Here is a 19,494-nt window from a genome sequence, read left to right on the forward strand (position 1 = left end):
CACGGACGGGTGATCCTTCCAACGAGGCGCATGAACGGCGCCGTCGCACCACTACACTTCTCAACAACATTCGCGTTCAGGCCCACAGCGTCGTGCGCTTTCACGCGGCAAGCCCCCTCCACCGCCTGCGGCCGTCGGGACGGCCGTCCGCACTGGATCTGTGAGGACTCACGTGAGCTCGAAACCTGTCGTACTCATCGCTGAAGAGCTGTCGCCCGCCACCGTCGACGCACTGGGCCCGGACTTCGAGATCCGGCACTGCAACGGCGCCGACCGGGCCGAGCTGATCCCCGCCATCGCCGATGTGGACGCGATCCTGGTCCGATCCGCGACCAAGGTCGACGCCGAGGCCCTCGCCGCCGCCGGGAAGCTGCGGGTCGTGGCCCGCGCCGGTGTCGGTCTGGACAACGTCGACGTCTCCGCCGCCACCAAGGCCGGCGTGATGGTCGTGAACGCCCCGACCTCGAACATCGTCACCGCCGCCGAGCTCGCGTGCGGCCTGCTCGTCGCCACCGCGCGCAACATCCCGCAGGCCAACACCGCGCTGAAGAACGGCGAGTGGAAGCGCAACAAGTACACGGGCGTCGAGCTGAGCGAGAAGACCCTCGGCGTCGTCGGCCTCGGCCGCATCGGCGTCCTGGTCGCCCAGCGCATGTCCGCGTTCGGCATGAAGATCGTCGCGTACGACCCCTACGTGCAGCCGGCCCGCGCCGCCCAGATGGGGGTGAAGCTGCTGGCCCTGGACGAACTCCTGGAGGTCGCCGACTTCATCACCGTCCACCTGCCGAAGACCCCCGAGACCATCGGTCTCATCGGCGACGAGGCGCTGCACAAGGTCAAGCCCTCGGTCCGCATCGTCAACGCCGCGCGCGGCGGGATCGTGGACGAGGCGGCGCTGTACTCGGCGCTGAAGGAGGGCCGGGTCGCCGGCGCGGGCCTCGACGTGTACGCGAAGGAGCCCTGCACGGACTCCCCGCTCTTCGAGCTCGACCAGGTCGTCTGCACCCCGCACCTCGGCGCGTCCACGGACGAGGCCCAGGAGAAGGCCGGTATCGCGGTCGCCAGGTCGGTGCGCCTGGCGCTCGCGGGCGAGCTGGTCCCGGACGCGGTCAACGTCCAGGGCGGTGTCATCGCGGAGGACGTGAAGCCGGGTCTGCCGCTCGCCGAGAAGCTCGGCCGGATCTTCACCGCGCTCGCGGGTGAGGTCGCGGCCCGTCTCGACGTCGAGGTCTACGGCGAGATCACCCAGCACGACGTGAAGGTGCTCGAACTCTCGGCGCTCAAGGGCGTGTTCGAGGACGTGGTCGACGAGACCGTGTCGTACGTCAACGCCCCGCTGTTCGCGCAGGAGCGCGGTGTCGAGGTGCGCCTGACGACGAGCTCCGAGTCGCCCGACCACCGCAACATGGTCACCGTGCGCGGCACCCTGTCGGACGGCCAGGAGGTCTCGGTCTCCGGCACGCTCGCCGGTCCCAAGCACCTGCAGAAGATCGTCGCGGTCGGCGAGTACGACGTGGACCTGGCGCTCGCCGACCACATGGTCGTGCTGCGCTACGAGGACCGCCCGGGTGTCGTCGGCACCGTGGGCCGGATCCTCGGCGAGGCCGGTCTGAACATCGCCGGCATGCAGGTCTCCCGCGCGGAGGAGGGCGGCGAGGCGCTCGTCGTGCTCACCGTGGACGACACGCTGCCCGCTCCGGTGCTCGCGGAGATCGCGGAGGAGATCGGCGCCGCCTCGGCCCGCTCGGTCAACCTGATCTGACGCACCTCTCCGTACCCGGTTGCTAGACGCTCGTCTTACACAAGTGTCTAGTGGCCGGGTACAGTGCTGTCATGGGACACAAGGAAGACCTCCTCGAAGGCGCCAAGCGCTGCCTCCTGGAGAAGGGGTACGGGCGCACCACCGCGCGCGACATCGTCGCCGCCTCGGGCACCAACCTCGCCTCCATCGGCTACCACTACGGCTCCAAGGACGCCCTGCTCCAGCAGGCCTTCCTCGCCCTCACCGAGGAGTGGGGCGAGCAGGTCGGCCCCGCCGGCTCCGGCGAGCGGAAGCGGGAGCTGCCGGCCGACCCGTACCGGCGCTTCCACGCCGTCTGGGAGCAGGTCATCGGCGCGGCCGAGGCGAGCAGGCCGGTCTGGAAGCTCCAGACCGAGATCGTCACCCGGCTCGACGACGACGAGAAGCTGCGCGACGCGATCAAGGAGCCGCAGCGGGAGGGCCGGCTCGGGATGGCCGAGGGCTTCCTCGGCCTCGACCCGGAGGCGGACCCGGAGAAGGCCCGGGTGGCGGGGCTGCTCTGCCAGGCCCTGGCGACCGGCGTCATGATCCAGTGGATGGTCGACCCGGAGACGGCGCCGACCGCGGACGACCTCACCGCGGGCCTCAAGGTCCTGATGGGGGAGGACAGCTGAGGACGACCTTCGCGCGGGCGTGCTCCTCCTCGACGTACCGCAGGGCCCGCGCCGCCTGGTCCAGCGGATAGGTCCGCTCGACCACCGGGGCGATGCCGCCGCTCTCGGCGAGTTCCCGCAGCGCCGCCAGGTTCTCCCGGCGCGGCTCCGCCGTGAGGACGCGGAGCCGGCGGCCGGAGAACAAGGAGAGCAACCGGCCCTTGAGGAGCAGCCCCATCGGCCCGAAGGCGCTGCCCCCCTCGAAGACCCCGCCGCCGGACAGGACGAGCACGCCCGCGGGGGAGAGGACCCGCCGGAGCTCGGACAGCGACCGGTTGCCCACCAGGTCGAACACCAGGTCGTAGTGGTCCCTGCCGGTGGTGAAGTCCTCGAGGGTGTAGTCGACGACGCGGTCCGCGCCGAGCCCGAGGACCAGCGCCGCGTTCCGGGTGCTGCACACCCCCGTCACCTCCGCGCCGAAGGCCTTCGCGAGCTGGACGGCGAAGGTGCCGACGCCTCCCGAAGCCCCGTTGACCAGGACCTTCGCGCCCGGTCGCACCTTCCCCAGGTCCCGCAGACCCATCAGGGCGGTGTTGCCCGCCAGCGGTATCGCCGCCGCCTGCTCGAAGGTCAGGCCGGCCGGCTTGCGCTCCGTCACCTCCTCGGAGGCGCACACGTATTCGGCGAAGGTCCCGGGTGCCTCCCCGAAGACCTCGTCCCCGGGGCGCAGCCCGGTCACCCCGGCGCCCACGGCCTCGACGCGGCCCGCGAAGTCCCTGCCCCGGATCCGCTCCTTCGGTCTTCGCAGGCCGAGGGCGAGCCGGGCCACATAGGGGTCGCCCCGCATCAGGTGCCAGTCCGCCGCGTTCACCGCGGCGGCGTGGACGCGGACGAGCACCTCCCGCTCGCCCGGCACCGGCCGCTCGACCTCCGCGAACTCCAGCACGTCCGCCGATCCGTACCGGTCCTGCACCCATGCCTTCATGACGCCCCCTCGCCTTCCGACGCTCCCACCACTCATGACGGTAGGGCCTCTGGCGGCACGGGGACATCGGGGACGACCCGGACAAGACCCTGAGGCGCCGTCACCCCGGAGGCTTACAGCCGGGCCGACTTCAGCGACATGTGGAGCAGGAGGCGGTCCTCGCCGTCGTCGAGGTCCAGGCCGGTGAGCTGTTCGACGCGGGACAGCCGGTAGTAGAGGGTCTGGCGGTGGATTCCCAGGGCCGCCGCCGTGCGGCCCGCCTGGCCCGCGTTGTCGAGGAACACCTCTGCGGTGCGGGCCAGTTCGGCGTGGGCGGGGGTGAGCAGCGGGGCGACGACGGGGTCGATCTCGGGGTGGTAGAGCGCCGCGAGCAGGCGGTACGGGCCGATCCCGGCCCACTCCGCGACCGGGCCGAGCGTCGGCTGCGCCGTGGCGGCGCGGGCCGCCGTGTTCGCTTCGCGCCAGGCCGCCGGGAGCTCCGTGAGGCCCCGGCGCGGGTTCGCGATGCCGGCCGGGGCGGTGGCACGCAGCCGGTCGGCGGCCGTGTGGGCGGGGGAGAGGTCCTCGGCCGTGCGCAGCCGTACGAGGACGGCGAGGGACTCGCCCTCGGGGAGCGCGGCGACCGCCGCCGCGCCGGGGACCGCACGGATCGACGGGGCCTCGCCCCGCCAGGGGGTCACGCAGACGACGGCGTGCAGACCGTCCGCGCTGGGCCCCAGGGCCACCCGGAGCGCCGCGACGGCCATGTCGCTCTGCCAGCCCCGCCCGGCGGTGAGGACCGCGGCGAACTCGCGCGAGAGGTCGGCGTCCGCGCGCTCCTCGTCGGCGAGGAGGCCGCCGATCCGGGTGGCGACCTCCATCGCGGCCGTGAGCTGGGCGGGCGTGGGGCCGGGCTCGGCGTCGAGCAGCCAGACGTACCCGAGGACGACGCCCCGATGGCGTACGGGCAGGCAGAGGCGGTCCCGGAACACCCCGGCGTCCGGAGCGGCCGGGATGCGGACCGGGCCCGTCGCCCGGGTGATGCCGAAGCCCTCGAACCAGGCGCGGACCGCCGGGGTCGACTTCCGGGTCAGGATCGACCGCGTCCGCACGGGGTCCATCGCGGTGTCGTCGTCGCTGTCGTGGGCGCCGAAGGCGATCAGCCCGAAATCGCGGTTCTCCAGCGTCGCCGGCTCGCCGAGCAGCGCGGAGATCTCGTCCACCAGTTCTTGGTAATCGCCCTTCACAGCGCCATTCTCGCACCCCCTCAGACATATGTATGAGATGCCGTGCACGGATGCGTGACAGCTGTAGATGGCGGACGATCGGAGCGATCCATAGGTTTCACGGTGGTTCCTCGTGCTGTTCCCGGATCATTAGGAAAGACCGGGTACGGCACCCTTCGTCACCCTGTCCTTCTGGAGGTCCCCGTGCTGGGTCCCGTGATCCTCGCCGCGTCGCGCAGCGACAAGATGCGCCGTCTCGTTTCGGCCGCCCCCGGGACCAAGCAGGTCGTCGCCCGCTTCATCGCCGGTGAGACGGTCGAGGACGTCGTCCCGATCGTCTCCGAGCTGAGCGCCCGCGGCCTGGAGGTCACCCTCGACGTCGTCGGTGAGGACATCACCACCGTCGAGCAGTCGTACGCCGCCCGGGACGCCTACCTGGAGCTCATCGGCCGCCTCAAGGAGCTCGGCCTCGGCGAGCGCGCCGAGATGTCCGTGAAGCTCTCGATGTTCGGCCAGTCCCTGGAGGACGGCCACGAGCTGGCCCTGGCGAACGTCCGCCCGGTCGTCGCGGCCGCCGCCGAGATCGGCACCACCGTCACCCTGGACGCCGAGGACCACACCACCCTCGACTCGATGTTCGCCATCCACGAGGAGCTGCGGAAGGACTTCCCGCAGACCGGCTGCGTCATCCAGGCGTACCTCTTCCGCACCGAGGACGACGCCCGCCGCCTCGCGGCGAACGGCTCCCGCGTCCGGATCGTGAAGGGCGCCTACAAGGAGCCCGCCGAGGTCGCCATCCAGGACAAGCCCGAGATCGACAAGGCGTACGTCCGGATCATGAAGATCCTGATGGACGGCGAGGGCTACCCGATGATCGGCTCGCACGACCCGCGCCTGATCTCCATCGGCCAGGAGCTGGCCCGCCGCGCCGGGCGCAAGCTGGACGAGTACGAGTTCCAGATGCTGTACGGCATCCGCAGCGACGAGCAGAACCGGCTCGCCGCCGAGGGCCACCGCATGCGCGTCTACACCGCGTACGGCACCGACTGGTACGGCTACTTCATGCGCCGCCTCGCGGAGAAGCCGGCCAACCTCCTCTTCTTCGTCCGCTCCATCCTCACCAAGGGCTGAGCCCACCTCTCACAAGGAGTATCGAGACTCATGGACGCTGTCACCCAGGTCCCCGCTCCGGTCAACGAGCCGGTGCACAGCTACGCCCCCGGTTCCCCGGAGCGCTCCCGTCTGGAGACCAAGCTCAAGGAGCTGGCCGAGAACCCGCGCGAGCTGCCGATGACCATCGGCGGTGTGAAGCGCCTCGGCGGCGGCGAGGAGTTCAAGGTCGTCCAGCCGCACAACCACCAGGCCGTCATCGGCACCTTCCGCGGCGCCACCGAGCAGGACGCCCAGGACGCGATCGACGCGGCCCTGGCCGCGGCCCCGGCCTGGCGCGCGATGTCCTTCGACGACCGCGCCGCGATCATCCTGCGCGCCGCCGAGCTGCTCGCCGGCCCGTGGCGCGAGACGCTGGCCGCGTCCACCATGCTCGGCCAGTCGAAGACCGCCCAGCAGGCCGAGATCGACACCCCCTGCGAGCTCGTCGACTTCTGGCGCTTCAACGTGGCGTACGCCCGTCAGATCCTCGCCGAGCAGCCGCCGGCGAACTCCCCGGGTGTGTGGAACCGTCTGGACCACCGCCCGCTGGAGGGCTTCGTCTACGCGATCACGCCGTTCAACTTCACGGCCATCGCGGGCAACCTGCCCACCGCCCCCGCCCTCATGGGCAACGTGGTGGTCTGGAAGCCGTCCCCGACGCAGACCCACTCCGCCGTGCTCCTCATGGAGCTCCTGGAGGAGGCCGGCCTGCCGAAGGGCGTCATCAACCTGGTGACCGGCGACGGCATCGCCGTCTCCGAGGTGGCCCTGAACCACCGCGACCTGGCCGGCATCCACTTCACCGGCTCGACCAGGACCTTCCAGCACCTGTGGAAGACGGTCGGCAACAACATCGAGAAGTACCGCTCGTACCCGCGGATCGTCGGCGAGACCGGTGGCAAGGACTTCGTCGTCGCCCACCCCAGCGCCGACCGCGCCGTCCTGAAGACCGCGCTGAACCGCGGCTCCTTCGAGTTCCAGGGCCAGAAGTGCTCCGCGTCCTCGCGTGCGTACGTCCCGGCGTCCATCTGGAACGACGGCTTCAAGGAGGAGTTCGCGGCCGAGATCGACGGCATCACCATGGGTGACGTCACCGACCTGTCGAACTTCATCGGCGCCGTCATCGACGAGCGTTCGTTCGCCAAGAACAAGGCGGCGATCGACCGTGCCGCGGCCGACCCGAGCTGCACGATCATCGCCGGCGGCACCTACGACGACTCGGTGGGCTACTTCGTCCGCCCGACCGTCATCGTCTGCGACGACCCGGAGAACGAGGTCTTCAAGGCCGAGTACTTCGGCCCGATCCTCGCGATCCACGTCTACGAGGACGACAAGTACGACGAGATGCTGACCCAGATGGAGTCGGTCTCGGACTACGCCCTCACCGGCTCGGTCATCTCCGGCGACCGCGCGGCCGCCGCGTACACGATGGAGAAGCTCCGCTTCGCCGCGGGCAACTTCTACATCAACGACAAGTCGACCGGCGCCGTCGTCGGCCAGCAGCCCTTCGGCGGCGGCCGCGCCTCCGGCACCAACGACAAGGCCGGCGCCCCGCAGAACCTGATGCGCTGGACGCTGACCCGCGCCATCAAGGAGACGCTGGTCCCGCCGACCGAGTACGGCTACCCGCACATGGGCTGACGCCCGCCCGCCGCGTGAGCGGCCCCTGATCACCGCCCCCCTCCTCTACCCCCAATTGAGGACGGGGGCGGTTCTCATGTGCCGGCCGGGGTGGCCGGGCGGCTGTCCGCGGTGGGGGAGGCGGGGCGGGGGGCGAGCCGTCCGGCGACGCGAAGGACGCTCTTGCCGTGGGTGGCGCCTTCCCGCAGCCGTCGTACGGCGAGGCCGAGGTCCGCCGGGTCGTACTCGGCGGTGACGTCGATCCGGATCCGCCCCGCGGCCAGCAGGTCGAGAGCCCGGCGGGCGGAGTCGGCGAGGCGCTCGGGATGGGTCCGGCTCAGCAGGTTGCCGTTGTAGGTCATCAGCGACCGGCCGTCCCCGAGCAGGTCGTCGGCGTCGGCGAGGACGGGCGCGTGGCCGCCGAGGGCGCCGTACGCGACCAGGCGGCCGTGCGGTGCGAGGGCGCGCAGTCCGGCCTGCCGGGTGGGGCCGCCGACCGGGTCGAGGACGACGTCGAACGGCTCGTCGTCGAGCCCGGCGGGGAACTCCTCGCGCAGCAGGATCCGGTCGAAGCCGGACCGGGCCGCGTAGGCCGCCCTGTCGGCGCTGCCGGCCACGCCGACGATCCGGCCGGCTCCGGCCAGCCGGGCGAACTGGGCGGCGAGGCCGCCGACGCCGCCGGCCGCGCCGTGGATCAGCACGCGTTCGCCCTCGCGGACGCGGGCGACGGTGTGGACGAGGTCGTAGGCGGTCGGCGTGCCCCAGCCGAACGCCGCCGCCGTCCGCAGCGACAGCTCGCCGACGGCGAGCGCGAGGACGGCGGGCACGACGACGACCTCGGCGTGGGCGCCGCCCGGGGCGAGCGCGGCGACGGCCTCCCCGACGCGGCCGCCGTCGACGCCCGGGCCGACCGCGACGATGTGCCCGGACGCCTCGAAGCCGGGGACGAAGGGGCGCGGCACGGGGAAGAGGCCGTCCTTGACCATCGTGTCGCCCCACTGGACACCGGCGTACGCCACGCGGACCGCGACCTCGCCGGGGCCGGGTGCGGGCTCGTCGAGCTCGGTGATCCGGTAGTGGTCGTCGCTGTCGAGAACGATCGCCCTCATGGAAGCAGCCTCCTGTGCTGACTCAGTATCCTGTGTCGTGCCGTCACGGGAACGGTAGATGTGACAGGTACCTGAGTCAACACAGAATTCTGTGAATGTGGGTGCCGCGCGGGAAGCAAGGGAGCGAGCGCATGGCGGACATGCCCGTCGAGGAGTACCTCTGCAGCCGGATCAGGCGCGCGGAACAGGCGCTGATGGCGCACCACGAAGCGGTGCTGCGCGGACACGGGCTGACCATGATCCAGTACACCGTGCTGCTCACCCTCTCGCGGGAGGGAGGCATGTCCGCGGCCCAGACGGCACGTGCCTGCGGGGTGACCCAGCAGAGCATGGCCAGCGTCCTGGCCACCTTGGAGGGCAAGGGGCTCATCCGCCGCGACCCGTCGCCCGTGCACGCCAAGGTGCAGATCGTCACGATGACCGACGAGGGCCGGGCGGTGCTGGGTCGGGCGTACGAGGAGGTGATCGTCCTGGAGCGGGCGCTCACGGACGCGTTCACGCCGGTCGAGCACGCCGCCCTGTGCGACCTCCTCGACCGCACGACGGCCGTTCTCGTCGACCAGACGCCGCCGACCCGCACCCGCTGACGGGTCCGGGCCGGGCGGGTCGGGTTTCGGCGGGTGGGGCGGATCGGGCCGGCTGTTCCGTCAGGCCGCGTTCCGTCAGGCCGCGTTCCGCTTCAGGAAGTCGTCGATCAGCGAGGCGATCGCCGGCGCGTGGGTCTCCAGGGCGAAGTGGCCCGTGGGGAGGAGGTGGATCTCGGCGTCCGGGAGGTCGCGGCGGAAGGCTTCGGCGCCCGCCGGCACGAAGACCTGGTCGCCCTCGCCCCAGACGGCGAGGAGAGGGACCCGGGAGGTGCGGAAGTACTCCTGGAAGGCCGGGTAGAGGTCGAAGTTGGAGCCGTAGTCGGCGATCAGGCCCAGCTGGATGTCGTCCTGGCCCTCGCGGGCCATCAGGGCGGCGTCGTGGTGCCAGGCGTCGGGGCTGAGCAGGTCCCGGTACTCGGCGGGGACGCCCGTCTCGTACTGCCACCGGATCCCGTCGAGCGAGCGGATCGCGCGGACCGGCTCCTCGGTCCCCGGGGTGCGCTCCTCGATCAGCGCGAGGACCGGGGCCCAGGCCTCGGCGCCGAGACCCTCCTCGTAGGCGTTGCCGTTCTGGCTGACGATCGCGGTGATCCGCTCGGGGTGGGCGAGGGCGAGGCGCAGGCCGATGGGGGCGCCGTAGTCCTGGATGTAGAGAGCGAACCGGTCGAGGCCGATGGCCTCGGTGAACTCGGCGGTGAGCGCGGCCAGTCCGGCGAAGGTGTAGTCGAAGTCGGCGGCCGAGGGGGCGGCGCTGCGGCCGAAGCCCAGGTGGTCGGGGGCGATCAGGCGGTACCGGTCGGCGAGCAGGGGGATCAGGTCGCGGAACATGTGCGAGCTGGTGGGGAAGCCGTGCAGCAGGAGCAGCGCGGGCGCGTCGGCCGGGCCGGCCTCGCGGTAGGCGATCTCGTGGCCCCGGACGGTGACGGTGCGGTGGTGGATCGGCAGCACGGACATCGTTCTAACCCCTTATGTGTCGCTCACTGGTTATGGGGAGATTCAATCGGGGCCCGGCTAACCTGTCAAGGAGTCTTTAAGGGTTAGGGCGACCGGGGTGTCACCGCCCACGGCGCCGTCGTGCTGCGCCGGGCGCTCCACCGGAGCCGCTCGCGCCGCGTCGGATACGTCGAAGGGGTCGCCGTCCGGGAGGGCTTCCGGCGGCGGGGGCTCGGCGGCGCGGTGATGGCCGGACTCGAGCGGGTGATCGATGGGGGCGCACGCCTTCGGGGCGCCGGGCGCCGGGCGCCTCGGACGACGGGGCCGCGCTCTACCGGGCGCGCGGCTGGAGCGTGTGGGAGGGCCGACTCGAAGCGCTCTCGCCCGGGGGGATCGTCCACCTCGCCGAGGAGGAGGGCTTCGTCCTCCTGCGCCCCGCGGGCGGCCGGGCCCTGCACGACCCCGCCGCCCCGCTGGTCTTCGACCGGCGGGACGGCGACGTGATGTGAGGGGCGTCAGCCCCGGTCGGCGGCACCGGCCTTCTGCCGGGCGCGGCCCGCGGCAGTCTCCAGGTGGGAGGTGTACACGGCGGAGAGCGCCGAGGCCAGGGCGATCACGATCGCGAGCCCGGGGGCTCCGAGCGCCCCGATGAAGAACGCGGCCGCCGCGCCTCCGACCAGCACGCACCATGCGGCAAGCACCGCCTTGCCCCGGCGGCTCAGGAACAGCCACCGGTGCGGGGCGGCCGGCGGCGCCTCCAGGGTGCCCGCCGGTCCCGCGGTCGCCGCGCGCGGCCGCTTGAAGTAGCCGTACACCAGCCACTCGCCGCACAACTCCCAGCCCTCCGGCGTCAGCTCGTCGAGCACGCGGGTCCGCCGGTGGCCGGCGGTCACCTCGCGGCGGTACTCCCAGGCGAGCGCGACCCCGGGCGCCCGGCGGCAGACGAAGCGGCCGAGACCGTCCAGGCCCTCCACCTCCCAGCCCTGGGCGCCGTGGACGGCCAGCATCCGGCGGTCGTTGAACAGGTCGGCGGTCCACGTCCAGTGCTCCGCCGCCTCGTCCGGCTCCCCGGGGGCCGGGGCGAGTCCGCCGAACCGGGCCGCGAAGGCCCCGGCCGGCCCGAACTCCTCCTCCGGTGCGGTCCCCGTCTCCGCGAGGTGCCCGCGCAGTTCGGCGGTCGTCCGCCCGATCTGCTCCTCGGGCACCCCCGCGGCGCGCAGCGCGTCGGTCAGTTCGGCGAAGTAGGCGTCGGTGGTCATGGTGTGGTTCCCCCTGCGTGCAGTTGCGTCCGGACGGCCCGGTGGAACTCCGTCCAGGCCTCGCTCTCGGCCGCGAGGTGTGCCCGGCCCGGGCCGGTGAGCCGGTAGTAGCGGCGCCCGGGCCCGCGCTCGGCGGCGCGGAACTCGGCCTCCACCAGACCGGCCTGCTCCAGGCGGTTCAGTACGGGATAGAGCGTCCCGCCCTTGATCTCGCCCAGGCCCGCCCCGTCGAGCGCCTTCGCGATCTCGTACCCGTAACTCTCGCCGTCGGTCAGGCAGGAGAGGACGAGCAGGTCGAGGACTCCCTTGAGCCAGCTGGGTCTGCGGTCTGCGGCCATGGGTGCATCCCATCACTACCTAGGTAGGAATGCAATCTAGATGGCGAGGCCTGCTAGCGCGGGTCGCCGGGCGGTGACCCCCGGTGGCCCGCCGTCTCAGATAGTAGGAAGTCCGAGTAATTGTGGAGACAGATGCGGCACGCTGCCCTAGCTTTGTAGAAGCCGAACGTCTCGCTTCATCAGCGAATGGCGGTCGAGAGCGCGACGCCCTGTGCAGGCAACCCCTGCGGCGGCGCTCCCCGCCCCTTCCGGCGCCTTCGATCACCACTGATCTCCGCACTTCCGGATCACCACTGATCTCAAGGAGTCGATCCCTCATGGCCACTCAGACCGCCCGCCGCGTCCGCCACTCCGCCGCCAACCGTCCCAGCGACGAGGCCCGCCAGAACGCCGCCGCCGCCCTCCAGCGCGCCCTCGACCGCCGTGACAACGGCGGCTCCACCGGCCACTGAGGACCGTCCTGACGTCCGTCCCCCGACATGGCGGTTCGTCCACATGGCGGACACGACGTGTCAGACGATGGGACGAAGAGTAGGGTGCCGACATGTCTCACAGCATCAATCTCGCAGTCATTCCCGGCGACGGCATCGGCCAGGAGGTCGTGGCCCAGGGCCTCAAGATCCTCGCGGCCGTCCTTCCCCAGGACGTGAAGCTGGAGACCGAGGAGTACGACTTCGGCGCCAAGCGCTACCACGCCACCGGTGAGACCCTCACCGACGCCGACCTCGCCTCCCTCAAGAAGCACGACGCCATCCTGCTCGGCGCCATCGGTGACCCGTCGGTGCCGTCCGGCGTCCTGGAGCGGGGCTTCCTGCTGAAGCTCCGCTTCGCCTTCGACCACCACGTGAACCTGCGTCCGTCGAAGCTGCTCCCCGGCGTCGCCACCCCGCTCGCCGGCCAGCCCGAGATCGACTTCGTCGTGGTCCGCGAGGGCACCGAGGGTCCGTACACGGGCAACGGCGGCACCATCCGCAAGGGCACCCCGCACGAGGTCGCCACCGAGGTCTCGGTCAACACCGCCTTCGGTGTCGAGCGCGTGGTCCGCGACGCCTTCGCCCGCGCCCAGGCCCGCCCGCGCAAGAAGCTGACGCTGGTCCACAAGAACAACGTGCTGACCTTCGCCGGCCACCTCTGGACCGACATCTTCAACAAGGTCGCGGCCGAGTTCCCCGAGGTCACCACCGACTACCTGCACGTCGACGCCGCGACGATCTTCCTCGTCACCGACCCGGCCCGCTTCGACGTGATCGTCACCGACAACCTCTTCGGCGACATCATCACCGACCTCGCCGCGGCCGTCTCCGGCGGCATCGGCGTCGCCGCCTCCGGCAACATCAACCCGAGCGGCGAGTTCCCGTCCATGTTCGAGCCGGTCCACGGCTCCGCGCCGGACATCGCGGGCCAGGGCAAGGCCGACCCCACGGCCACCGTCCTCTCCGTCGCCCTCCTGCTCCGCCACCTCGGCTACGAGACCGAGGCCGCCCGGGTCGAGGAGGCCGTCGCGGCCGACCTCACCGAGCGCGGCGACAGCGTCCGCACGACGGACGAGATCGGCGACGCGCTCGCCGCGCGAGTAGCGAGCTGACCCGCGCCGACTGACATCAGCAGCAGCCGCCGGGTCGCACAAGCGCCCGGCGGCCGTTCCTTGCGCGGCCGCGGGGCGCTTCCCCCCGACCCCGGACCGCGCGCACCCGTTTTCCGCACAGGTCCCCACGGGCGATAATCGAACGTGGGGCCGCGGCATACGGGCATGCCCGTACGCCGGCTCGTCAGGGACGACAGTCCCCGACGACGGCATGCGCGCGCGGTCCTCCCCATCACAACCGGTGAAGGACACGCACTCATGACGACGCCCACGATCGAGCTCAAGCCCTCCTCCAGCCCGCTGTCCGCCGCGGAGCGCGAGGCGATCCTGGCCAACCCGGGATTCGGCCGCCACTTCACCGACCACATGGTCACCATCCGGTGGACCGAGGGCCGCGGCTGGCACGACGCCCAGCTCGTGCCGTACGGCCCGCTCTCCCTGGACCCGGCCACGAACGTCCTGCACTACGCGCAGGAGATCTTCGAGGGCCTGAAGGCCTACCGCCGGCCCGACGGCTCGGTCGCCACCTTCCGTCCCGACGCCAACGCCCGCCGCTTCCAGTCCTCGGCCCGCCGGCTCGGCATGCCCGAGCTGCCGGTGGAGACCTTCGTCGAGGCCTGTGACGTCCTGGTCCGGCACGACGAGGCGTGGGTTCCGGCGCACGGCGGCGAGGACTCGCTCTACCTGCGTCCGTTCATGATCGCCACGGAGGTCGGCCTGGGCGTCCGCCCGGCCAACGAGTACCTCTTCGTCGTCATCGCCTCGCCGGCCGGCCCGTACTTCCAGGGCGGCGTGAAGCCCGTCTCCATCTGGGCCTCGGAGGACCGCGTCCGCGCCGTCCCCGGCGGCGTCGGCGACGCCAAGACCGGCGGCAACTACGCCGCCTCCCTGCTCGCGCAGGCCGAGGCGGCGGCCAAGGGCTGCGACCAGGTCTGCTACCTCGACGCGGTCGAGCACAAGTGGGTCGAGGAACTCGGCGGCATGAACCTGTACTTCGTGTACGGGGACAAGATCGTCACGCCGACCCTCACCGGCTCGCTGCTCGCGGGCATCACCCGCGACTCGCTCCTCAAGGTCGCCGGGGACCTCGGCTACGCGTCCGAGGAGGCCCGCGTCTCCATCGACCAGTGGAAGGCCGACACCGAGAACGGCACCCTCACCGAGGTCTTCGCCTGCGGCACCGCCGCCGTCATCACCCCGGTCGGCACGGTCAAGTCCGCCCGGGGTGAGTGGCAGCAGTCGGGCGGGGAGCCCGGCGAGGTCACGATGAAGCTGCGCGAGGCGCTGCTCGCCATCCAGACCGGCAAGTCCGAGGACGTCCACGGCTGGATGCACGAGCTCGGCTAGTCGCTACTCCGTCGTCGCCAGGGCTTCCGGGGCCGTCACGGTCCCGGGAGCCCTGTTCGGCGTCAGGACGGCGTACAGCGCGCCGCCCACGATCCCCGAGAACACGAAGCTGCAGTCGATCCCGCCCGTGAGGGCGAGCAGCGGCCCCTCGTAGAGCGGCGTCGACACCGCGGCCAGGCCGACCGCCGCGCCGACCGCCCAGGAGGCGGTGGCGCGCGGGTGCCAGCCCGCGGAGAACCAGTAGATCCCGCCGCGCGAGCGGTTGTTGAAGACCTGGAGCGCCTCCGGGTCGTAGTCACCGCCGCAGCGCGTGTGCCCGATCAGGGTGATCACCGCCCACGGGGTCCCGATCGCGGTGAGCAGCAGCACGAACGAGGTCATCGCCGTCTGGGCGTCCGAGGCGAAGTGGCCGGCGAAGACGAAGGCCGTCGCCACCGCCGCGACCACGAGGGTGGCACGTGCGCGCGTGGCCTTCGGCAGGATCGCGTCGAGGTCGAGCCCCATCGAGTACAGCATCAGGCCGGCGTTGCCGACGGAGCCGGCGGTGGCGGAGACGAGCAGCGGTACGAGGTACCAGACGGGCGACGCGGCGACGAGCGGTCCCGCGTAGTCCAGGCCGCCGCGCGCCGCCAGGGCGGTGAACGTGCCGAAGAGCTGCGGGACCAGCAGGCCCACGGTCAGGCCCAGGCAGGTGGCCCGCCACACGGTCTTCGCGCTGTACCGCTCGGGGGAGACGTACCGGGTGTAGTCGCCGAGCAGGGTGATGAAGGCGACGGGGCCGCTGAGCCCCGCCGCGACCGCCGAGAGCAGCCAGGTCGGCCAGAAGGAGCCGAGCAGGTACGGGGTGTCCGGGACGGCGGCCGTCGTGAAGTCACCGGCGTAGGCGGCCAGGCCGACGGCGAGGAGCACCGTCATGCCGATCGCGAGGGCCTTGCTCAGCCGGAGCAGCAGCCGGTAGCCGTACACCGCGCCGACCACCGTGCAGGCGGCGAGGAAGGCGTAGACGACGGCGTGGGCGGTGCCGCCGGTCGGCAGGCCGACGAGGCGGGCGAGTGTGCCCACCATCACGTCGCCGCCGATCCAGAGGGTCAGCGCGGTGTAACCGAGCGAGAGCAGCAGCCCGACCACGGAGCCGACGAGCCGGCCGCGGACGCCGAAGAAGGCGCCGGAGGAGGTGGAGAGGTTGGTCGCGGTCCGGAGCGAGACGAGCGCGAGCGGGGCGGTGACCGCGACGCCGACGAGGGTGCCGGTGATGACGGATGTCACAGAGGCCCAGAAGCCCAGGCCGAAGGAGACCGGCAGCCAGCCGAAGACGATCACCCCCAGACAGAGGTTGGATCCGAGCAGGATCGACACGAGGTCGCGGGGGCCGCTGGTGCGTTCGGCCTCGGGGATCGTGTCGACTCCGCGCTGTTCTATCGGCATGAGGACTCCCTGCGGGGGCGAAGGGGAAGTTTTAGAGCGGCGCTCAATGTGACCTACGCCTGTCGGCGACGTCAATGCTTGGAAGCGGGCGTCTCAACATTTAGAGTGTCGCTCAAACGTGTCGCAATTGCAGGAGGTGTATGGGGCGTGCGACTGACCCCCACGGAACGCGATCGGCTGCTGCTCTTCGGCGCCGCCGAGCTCGCCCGCGCCCGCCGGGCCCGGGGCCTGCGGCTCAACGTCCCCGAGGCGACCGCGCTCATCGCGGACACCGTCTGCGAGGCGGCCCGCGACGGCAAGCGACTCGCCGAGGCGATCGAGGCCGCCCGCTCCGTCCTCGGCCCCGACGACGTCCTGCCCGGCGTCGCCGACGTGGTCACCGAGGTCCACGTCGAGGCCGTCTTCGACGACGGCTCGCGGCTCGCGGTCGTCTCCGGCCCGATCGGCGGCGGCTCACCGGGGGCGGACGCCCCCGGCGCGCTGCTGCCCGGACCCGAGCATCCCGAGCCGGAGCCGGACGTGCGGCTGACCGTACGGAACACGGCGACGGTCCCGGTGAGCGTCACCTCCCACTTCCACTTCTTCGAGGTCAACCCGCGCCTCGACTTCGACCGCGCCGCCGCCTACGGCATGCGGCTCGCGATCCCGGCCGGAGCCTCCTTCCGCTTCGACCCGGGCGGCGAGGCCGAGGTCGGGCTCGTGCCGATCGGCGGCGCCCGCGTCGCCATCGGCTTCGCCGGCCTGGTCGACGGCCCGCTGGACGCGCCCGGCGCGAAGGAAGAGGCCCTGCGACGCGCGGCGGCCTGCGGCTACCTGGGCGTCGAGAACGGAGACGAGGACTGATGGACCCGTACGAGTACGCATCCGTGCACGGCCCACGCGCCGGCGACCGAGTCGTCCTGGGCGACTCCGGGCTCGTCGTCCGCGTCGAGTCCGACTCCCAGAAGCCCGGCGACGAGTTCCTCGCCGGCTTCGGCAAGACCGCCCGCGACGGCCTCCACCTCAAGGCCGCGGCCGTCCGCGAGACCTGCGACGTCGTCATCAGCAACGTCCTGGTCATCGACGCCGTGCAGGGCATCCGCAAGGTGTCCGTCGGCATCCGCGAGGGCCGGATCCACGCGATCGGCCGGGCCGGCAACCCCGACACCCTCGACGGGGTCGACGTCGTCGTCGGCACCGGCACCTCGATCGTCTCCGGCGAGGGCCTCATCGCCACCGCCGGAGCCGTCGACACCCACGTCCACCTCCTGTCGCCCAGGATCATGGAGGCCTCGCTCGCGAGCGGCGTCACCACGGTCATCGGCCAGGAGTTCGGCCCCGTCTGGGGCGTCGGCGTCAACTCGCCCTGGGCCCTCAAGCACGCCTTCAGCGCCTTCGACGCGTGGCCGGTCAACATCGGCTTCCTCGCCCGCGGCTCGTCCTCGGATCCGGCGCCGCTCGTCGAGGCGCTCGCCGAGGGCGGGGCGTCGGGGTTCAAGGTCCACGAGGACATGGGCGCCCACACCCGGGCGCTCGACACCGCGCTGCGGGTCGCCGAGGAGCACGACGTCCAGGTCGCGCTGCACAGCGACGGCCTGAACGAGTGCCTGTCGGTGGAGGACACCCTGAGCGTCCTGGAAGGCCGTACGATCCACGCCTTCCACATCGAGGGCTGCGGCGGCGGACACGTCCCCAACGTCCTGAAGATGGCGGGCGTGCCGAACGTCATCGGCTCCTCCACCAACCCCACGCTCCCCTTCGGCCGCGACGCGGTCGCCGAGCACTACGGGATGATCGTCTCCGTCCACGACCTGAAGACCGACCTGCCCGGCGACGCGGCCATGGCGCGCGACCGGATCAGGGCCGGGACGATGGGCGCGGAGGACGTCCTGCACGACCTCGGCGCGATCGGGATCACCTCCTCCGACGCGCAGGGGATGGGAAGGGCCGGCGAGACCGTACGCCGGACCTTCGCCATGGCCGGGAAGATGAAGGCCGAGCTCGGACCCATGGAGGGCGACGGCGCGCACGACGACAACGCGCGCGTGCTGCGCTACATGGCCAAGCTCACCATCAACCCGGCGATCGCCCACGGCCTCGCCCACGAGATCGGCTCGATCGAGGTCGGGAAGATGGCCGACGTCGTGCTCTGGCGGCCGGAGTTCTTCGGCGCCAAGCCGCAGATGGTCATCAAGAACGGCTTCCCCGCGTGGGGGGTCGTGGGCGATCCGAACGCCGCCACCGACACCTGTGAACCGCTCGTCCTCGGACCGCTGTTCGGCGCGCACGGCGCCACGCCCGCCGAGATCTCCGTCGCGTTCGTGGCACAGGCAGCCGTCGACCTCGGCTCCGACGCGATGCCGACCCGCCGCCGGCGCGTCCCCGTCCGCGGCACCCGCGGCATCGGCCCCGCCGACCTGCGGCTCAACTCCCGCGTCGGCGACGTGCAGGTCGACGGCCGCACCGGTCTCGTCTCGCTCGACGGCTCCCCGATCCGCTCCGAGGCGGCCGAGTCCGTCTCCCTCAACCGCCTCTACTTCCTCTAGGACCTGACTCATGACCTTCCGCATGCCCGCCGAGTGGATGCCGCACGAGCGCACCTGGATGGCCTGGCCCAGCCCCAACCCCACCTTCACGAACGAGGAGGAACTCGCCGAGGCGCGCACCGCCTGGGCGTCGGTGGCCCGCGCCGTCCGCCGCTTCGAGCCCGTGACGATGGTCGTCGCACCCGGCGACGCCGAGTCGGCCGCCGCGCTCCTCGGCCCGGAGATCGACCTCGTCGAGCGCGAGCTCGACGACGCCTGGATGCGCGACATCGGCCCGACCTTCGTCACCGACGGCACCGAACTCGCCGCCGTGGACTGGGTGTTCAACGGCTGGGGAGCCCAGGACTGGGCCCGCTGGGAGCACGACTCCAAGATCGCCCGCCATGTCGCGGACGTGGCGGGAGTCCCCGTACTGCCGTCTCCGCTGGTGAACGAGGGCGGCGCGATCCACGTCGACGGCGAGGGCACGGTCCTGCTGACCGACACCGTCCAGCTCGGCTCCGGCCGCAACCCCGAGTGGACCCGCGAGCAGGTCGAGCAGGAGATCCACGCCAAGCTCGGCACGACGAAGGCCGTCTGGCTCCCGCACGGCCTCGCCGGCGACTACGGCATCTACGGCACCCAGGGCCACGTCGACATCGTCGCCGCCTTCGCCCGCCCCGGCACGGTCCTCGTCCACAGCCAGCAGGACCCGGCCCACCCCGACTACGAGCGCTCCCGGATGTACGTGAACATCCTGCGCGGCCAGACCGACGCCCAGGGCCGCCCCCTGGAGGTCGTCGAGATACCGGCCCCGACCGTCCTCAAGGACGAGGAGGGCGACTGGGTCGACTACTCGTACATCAACCACTACCTGTGCAACGGCGGCGTCGTCCTGTGCGCCTTCGACGACCCCCACGACGAACTCGCGGCCGAGATCTTCCGCCGCCTCTTCCCGGAGCGCGAGGTCGTCCTGGTCGACGCCCGCACGATCTTCGCGGGCGGCGGCGGCATCCACTGCATCACGCAGCAGCAGCCGAAAGTCTGAGAA

18 protein-coding genes and 1 pseudogene are annotated in these 19,494 nt (G+C 71.9%); 12 read left to right on the top strand and 7 right to left on the bottom strand.

The window, feature by feature from the left end; translation table 11 throughout:
- Positions 1-172: 172 nt before the first annotated feature.
- Together serA and ACN9M0_RS26150 are read left to right on the top strand one after the other, a co-directional pair.
- Positions 173-1,762: a phosphoglycerate dehydrogenase gene (gene serA, locus ACN9M0_RS26145; protein WP_366035962.1), complete on the top strand. Its 1,590-nt coding sequence runs from the start codon at positions 173-175 to the stop codon at positions 1,760-1,762.
- A 71-nt stretch (positions 1,763-1,833) separates the two neighbouring features.
- Positions 1,834-2,415 (top strand): TetR/AcrR family transcriptional regulator, encoded by a 582-nt coding sequence (locus tag ACN9M0_RS26150; RefSeq protein ID WP_366035961.1) that lies wholly within the window; start codon positions 1,834-1,836, stop codon positions 2,413-2,415.
- On the opposite strand, the gene ACN9M0_RS26155 is transcribed toward ACN9M0_RS26150, so the two are convergent.
- Together ACN9M0_RS26155 and ACN9M0_RS26160 are read right to left on the bottom strand one after the other, a co-directional pair.
- Entirely contained in the window at positions 2,387-3,379 is a 993-nt protein-coding gene (locus tag ACN9M0_RS26155) for an NAD(P)-dependent alcohol dehydrogenase (protein ID WP_366035960.1), read from the bottom strand. The two genes, ACN9M0_RS26150 and ACN9M0_RS26155, sit on opposite strands and share 29 nt — an antisense overlap.
- A gap of 113 nt (positions 3,380-3,492) precedes the next feature.
- Positions 3,493-4,605 (bottom strand): PucR family transcriptional regulator, encoded by a 1,113-nt coding sequence (locus tag ACN9M0_RS26160; protein ID WP_366035959.1) that lies wholly within the window; start codon positions 4,603-4,605, stop codon positions 3,493-3,495.
- A gap of 183 nt (positions 4,606-4,788) precedes the next feature.
- Between ACN9M0_RS26160 and ACN9M0_RS26165 the strand changes: the two genes are divergently transcribed.
- Positions 4,789-5,715 (top strand): proline dehydrogenase family protein, encoded by a 927-nt coding sequence (locus tag ACN9M0_RS26165; RefSeq protein ID WP_366035958.1) that lies wholly within the window; start codon positions 4,789-4,791, stop codon positions 5,713-5,715.
- Between the two features lie 30 nt (positions 5,716-5,745).
- A complete protein-coding gene (pruA, locus tag ACN9M0_RS26170) occupies positions 5,746-7,377 on the top strand; it encodes an L-glutamate gamma-semialdehyde dehydrogenase (protein WP_366035957.1) in 1,632 nt (543 codons plus the stop codon).
- Positions 7,378-7,451: 74 nt separating this feature from the next.
- On the opposite strand, the gene ACN9M0_RS26175 is transcribed toward pruA, so the two are convergent.
- Positions 7,452-8,465 (bottom strand): zinc-binding alcohol dehydrogenase family protein, encoded by a 1,014-nt coding sequence (locus tag ACN9M0_RS26175; RefSeq protein WP_399696009.1) that lies wholly within the window; start codon positions 8,463-8,465, stop codon positions 7,452-7,454.
- A gap of 131 nt (positions 8,466-8,596) precedes the next feature.
- On the opposite strand from ACN9M0_RS26175, the gene ACN9M0_RS26180 reads away from it, so the two are divergent.
- The gene (locus ACN9M0_RS26180) at positions 8,597-9,052 is read left to right on the top strand and encodes a MarR family winged helix-turn-helix transcriptional regulator (RefSeq protein ID WP_426404311.1); all 456 of its coding nucleotides are present in this window, start codon (positions 8,597-8,599) and stop codon (positions 9,050-9,052) included.
- 75 nt (positions 9,053-9,127) lie between these two features.
- Here the strand turns inward: ACN9M0_RS26180 and ACN9M0_RS26185 are convergent, their stop codons facing one another.
- A complete protein-coding gene (locus ACN9M0_RS26185; RefSeq protein WP_366035954.1) occupies positions 9,128-10,006 on the bottom strand; it encodes an alpha/beta fold hydrolase in 879 nt (292 codons plus the stop codon).
- A gap of 96 nt (positions 10,007-10,102) precedes the next feature.
- On the opposite strand from ACN9M0_RS26185, the pseudogene ACN9M0_RS26190 reads away from it, so the two are divergent.
- Positions 10,103-10,494, top strand: a pseudogene (locus tag ACN9M0_RS26190) (GNAT family N-acetyltransferase); the annotation flags it as partial.
- Between the two features lie 6 nt (positions 10,495-10,500).
- Here ACN9M0_RS26190 and ACN9M0_RS26195 read toward each other — a convergent pair.
- Complete coding sequence (locus tag ACN9M0_RS26195) at positions 10,501-11,244, bottom strand: hypothetical protein (RefSeq protein WP_426404312.1); 744 nt, start codon at positions 11,242-11,244, stop codon at positions 10,501-10,503.
- Positions 11,241-11,582: a PadR family transcriptional regulator gene (locus ACN9M0_RS26200; RefSeq protein WP_366035951.1), complete on the bottom strand. Its 342-nt coding sequence runs from the start codon at positions 11,580-11,582 to the stop codon at positions 11,241-11,243. The genes ACN9M0_RS26195 and ACN9M0_RS26200 overlap by 4 nt, the downstream gene beginning before the upstream one ends.
- Positions 11,583-11,899: 317 nt before the next feature.
- Between ACN9M0_RS26200 and ACN9M0_RS26205 the strand changes: the two genes are divergently transcribed.
- The 3 genes from ACN9M0_RS26205 to ACN9M0_RS26215 all read left to right on the top strand — a co-directional run bounded on the left by ACN9M0_RS26205 (position 11,900) and on the right by ACN9M0_RS26215 (position 14,514).
- Positions 11,900-12,034, top strand: a complete 135-nt coding sequence (locus ACN9M0_RS26205; RefSeq protein WP_366035950.1) for a hypothetical protein — start codon at positions 11,900-11,902, stop codon at positions 12,032-12,034.
- A gap of 92 nt (positions 12,035-12,126) precedes the next feature.
- A complete protein-coding gene (locus tag ACN9M0_RS26210; protein ID WP_366035949.1) occupies positions 12,127-13,167 on the top strand; it encodes a 3-isopropylmalate dehydrogenase in 1,041 nt (346 codons plus the stop codon).
- Positions 13,168-13,425: 258 nt separating this feature from the next.
- Positions 13,426-14,514 (top strand): branched-chain amino acid aminotransferase, encoded by a 1,089-nt coding sequence (locus ACN9M0_RS26215; RefSeq protein ID WP_366035948.1) that lies wholly within the window; start codon positions 13,426-13,428, stop codon positions 14,512-14,514.
- Positions 14,515-14,517: 3 nt separating this feature from the next.
- On the opposite strand, the gene ACN9M0_RS26220 is transcribed toward ACN9M0_RS26215, so the two are convergent.
- Positions 14,518-15,939 carry a cytosine permease gene (locus ACN9M0_RS26220; protein ID WP_426404313.1) on the bottom strand — a complete coding sequence of 474 codons (1,422 nt, stop codon included), beginning with the start codon at positions 15,937-15,939 and terminating at the stop codon, positions 14,518-14,520.
- Positions 15,940-16,086: 147 nt separating this feature from the next.
- Between ACN9M0_RS26220 and ureA the strand changes: the two genes are divergently transcribed.
- Genes ureA through ACN9M0_RS26235 form a run of 3 tightly spaced genes read left to right on the top strand, consistent with a single transcriptional unit; the run spans position 16,087 to position 19,491 of the window.
- Complete coding sequence (ureA, locus tag ACN9M0_RS26225; protein WP_366035946.1) at positions 16,087-16,782, top strand: urease subunit gamma; 696 nt, start codon at positions 16,087-16,089, stop codon at positions 16,780-16,782.
- On the top strand, positions 16,782-18,464 hold the full coding sequence (locus tag ACN9M0_RS26230; RefSeq protein ID WP_366035945.1) for an urease subunit alpha: 1,683 nt from the start codon (positions 16,782-16,784) through the stop codon (positions 18,462-18,464). Before ureA ends, ACN9M0_RS26230 begins: the two co-directional genes overlap by 1 nt.
- A gap of 10 nt (positions 18,465-18,474) precedes the next feature.
- Positions 18,475-19,491, top strand: a complete 1,017-nt coding sequence (locus ACN9M0_RS26235) for an agmatine deiminase family protein (protein WP_426404314.1) — start codon at positions 18,475-18,477, stop codon at positions 19,489-19,491.
- The last annotated feature ends 3 nt before the right edge of the window (positions 19,492-19,494 follow it).

This window comes from Streptomyces sp. R-07 (assembly GCF_049913175.1).
In the GTDB taxonomy this organism is placed as follows: domain Bacteria; phylum Actinomycetota; class Actinomycetes; order Streptomycetales; family Streptomycetaceae; genus Streptomyces.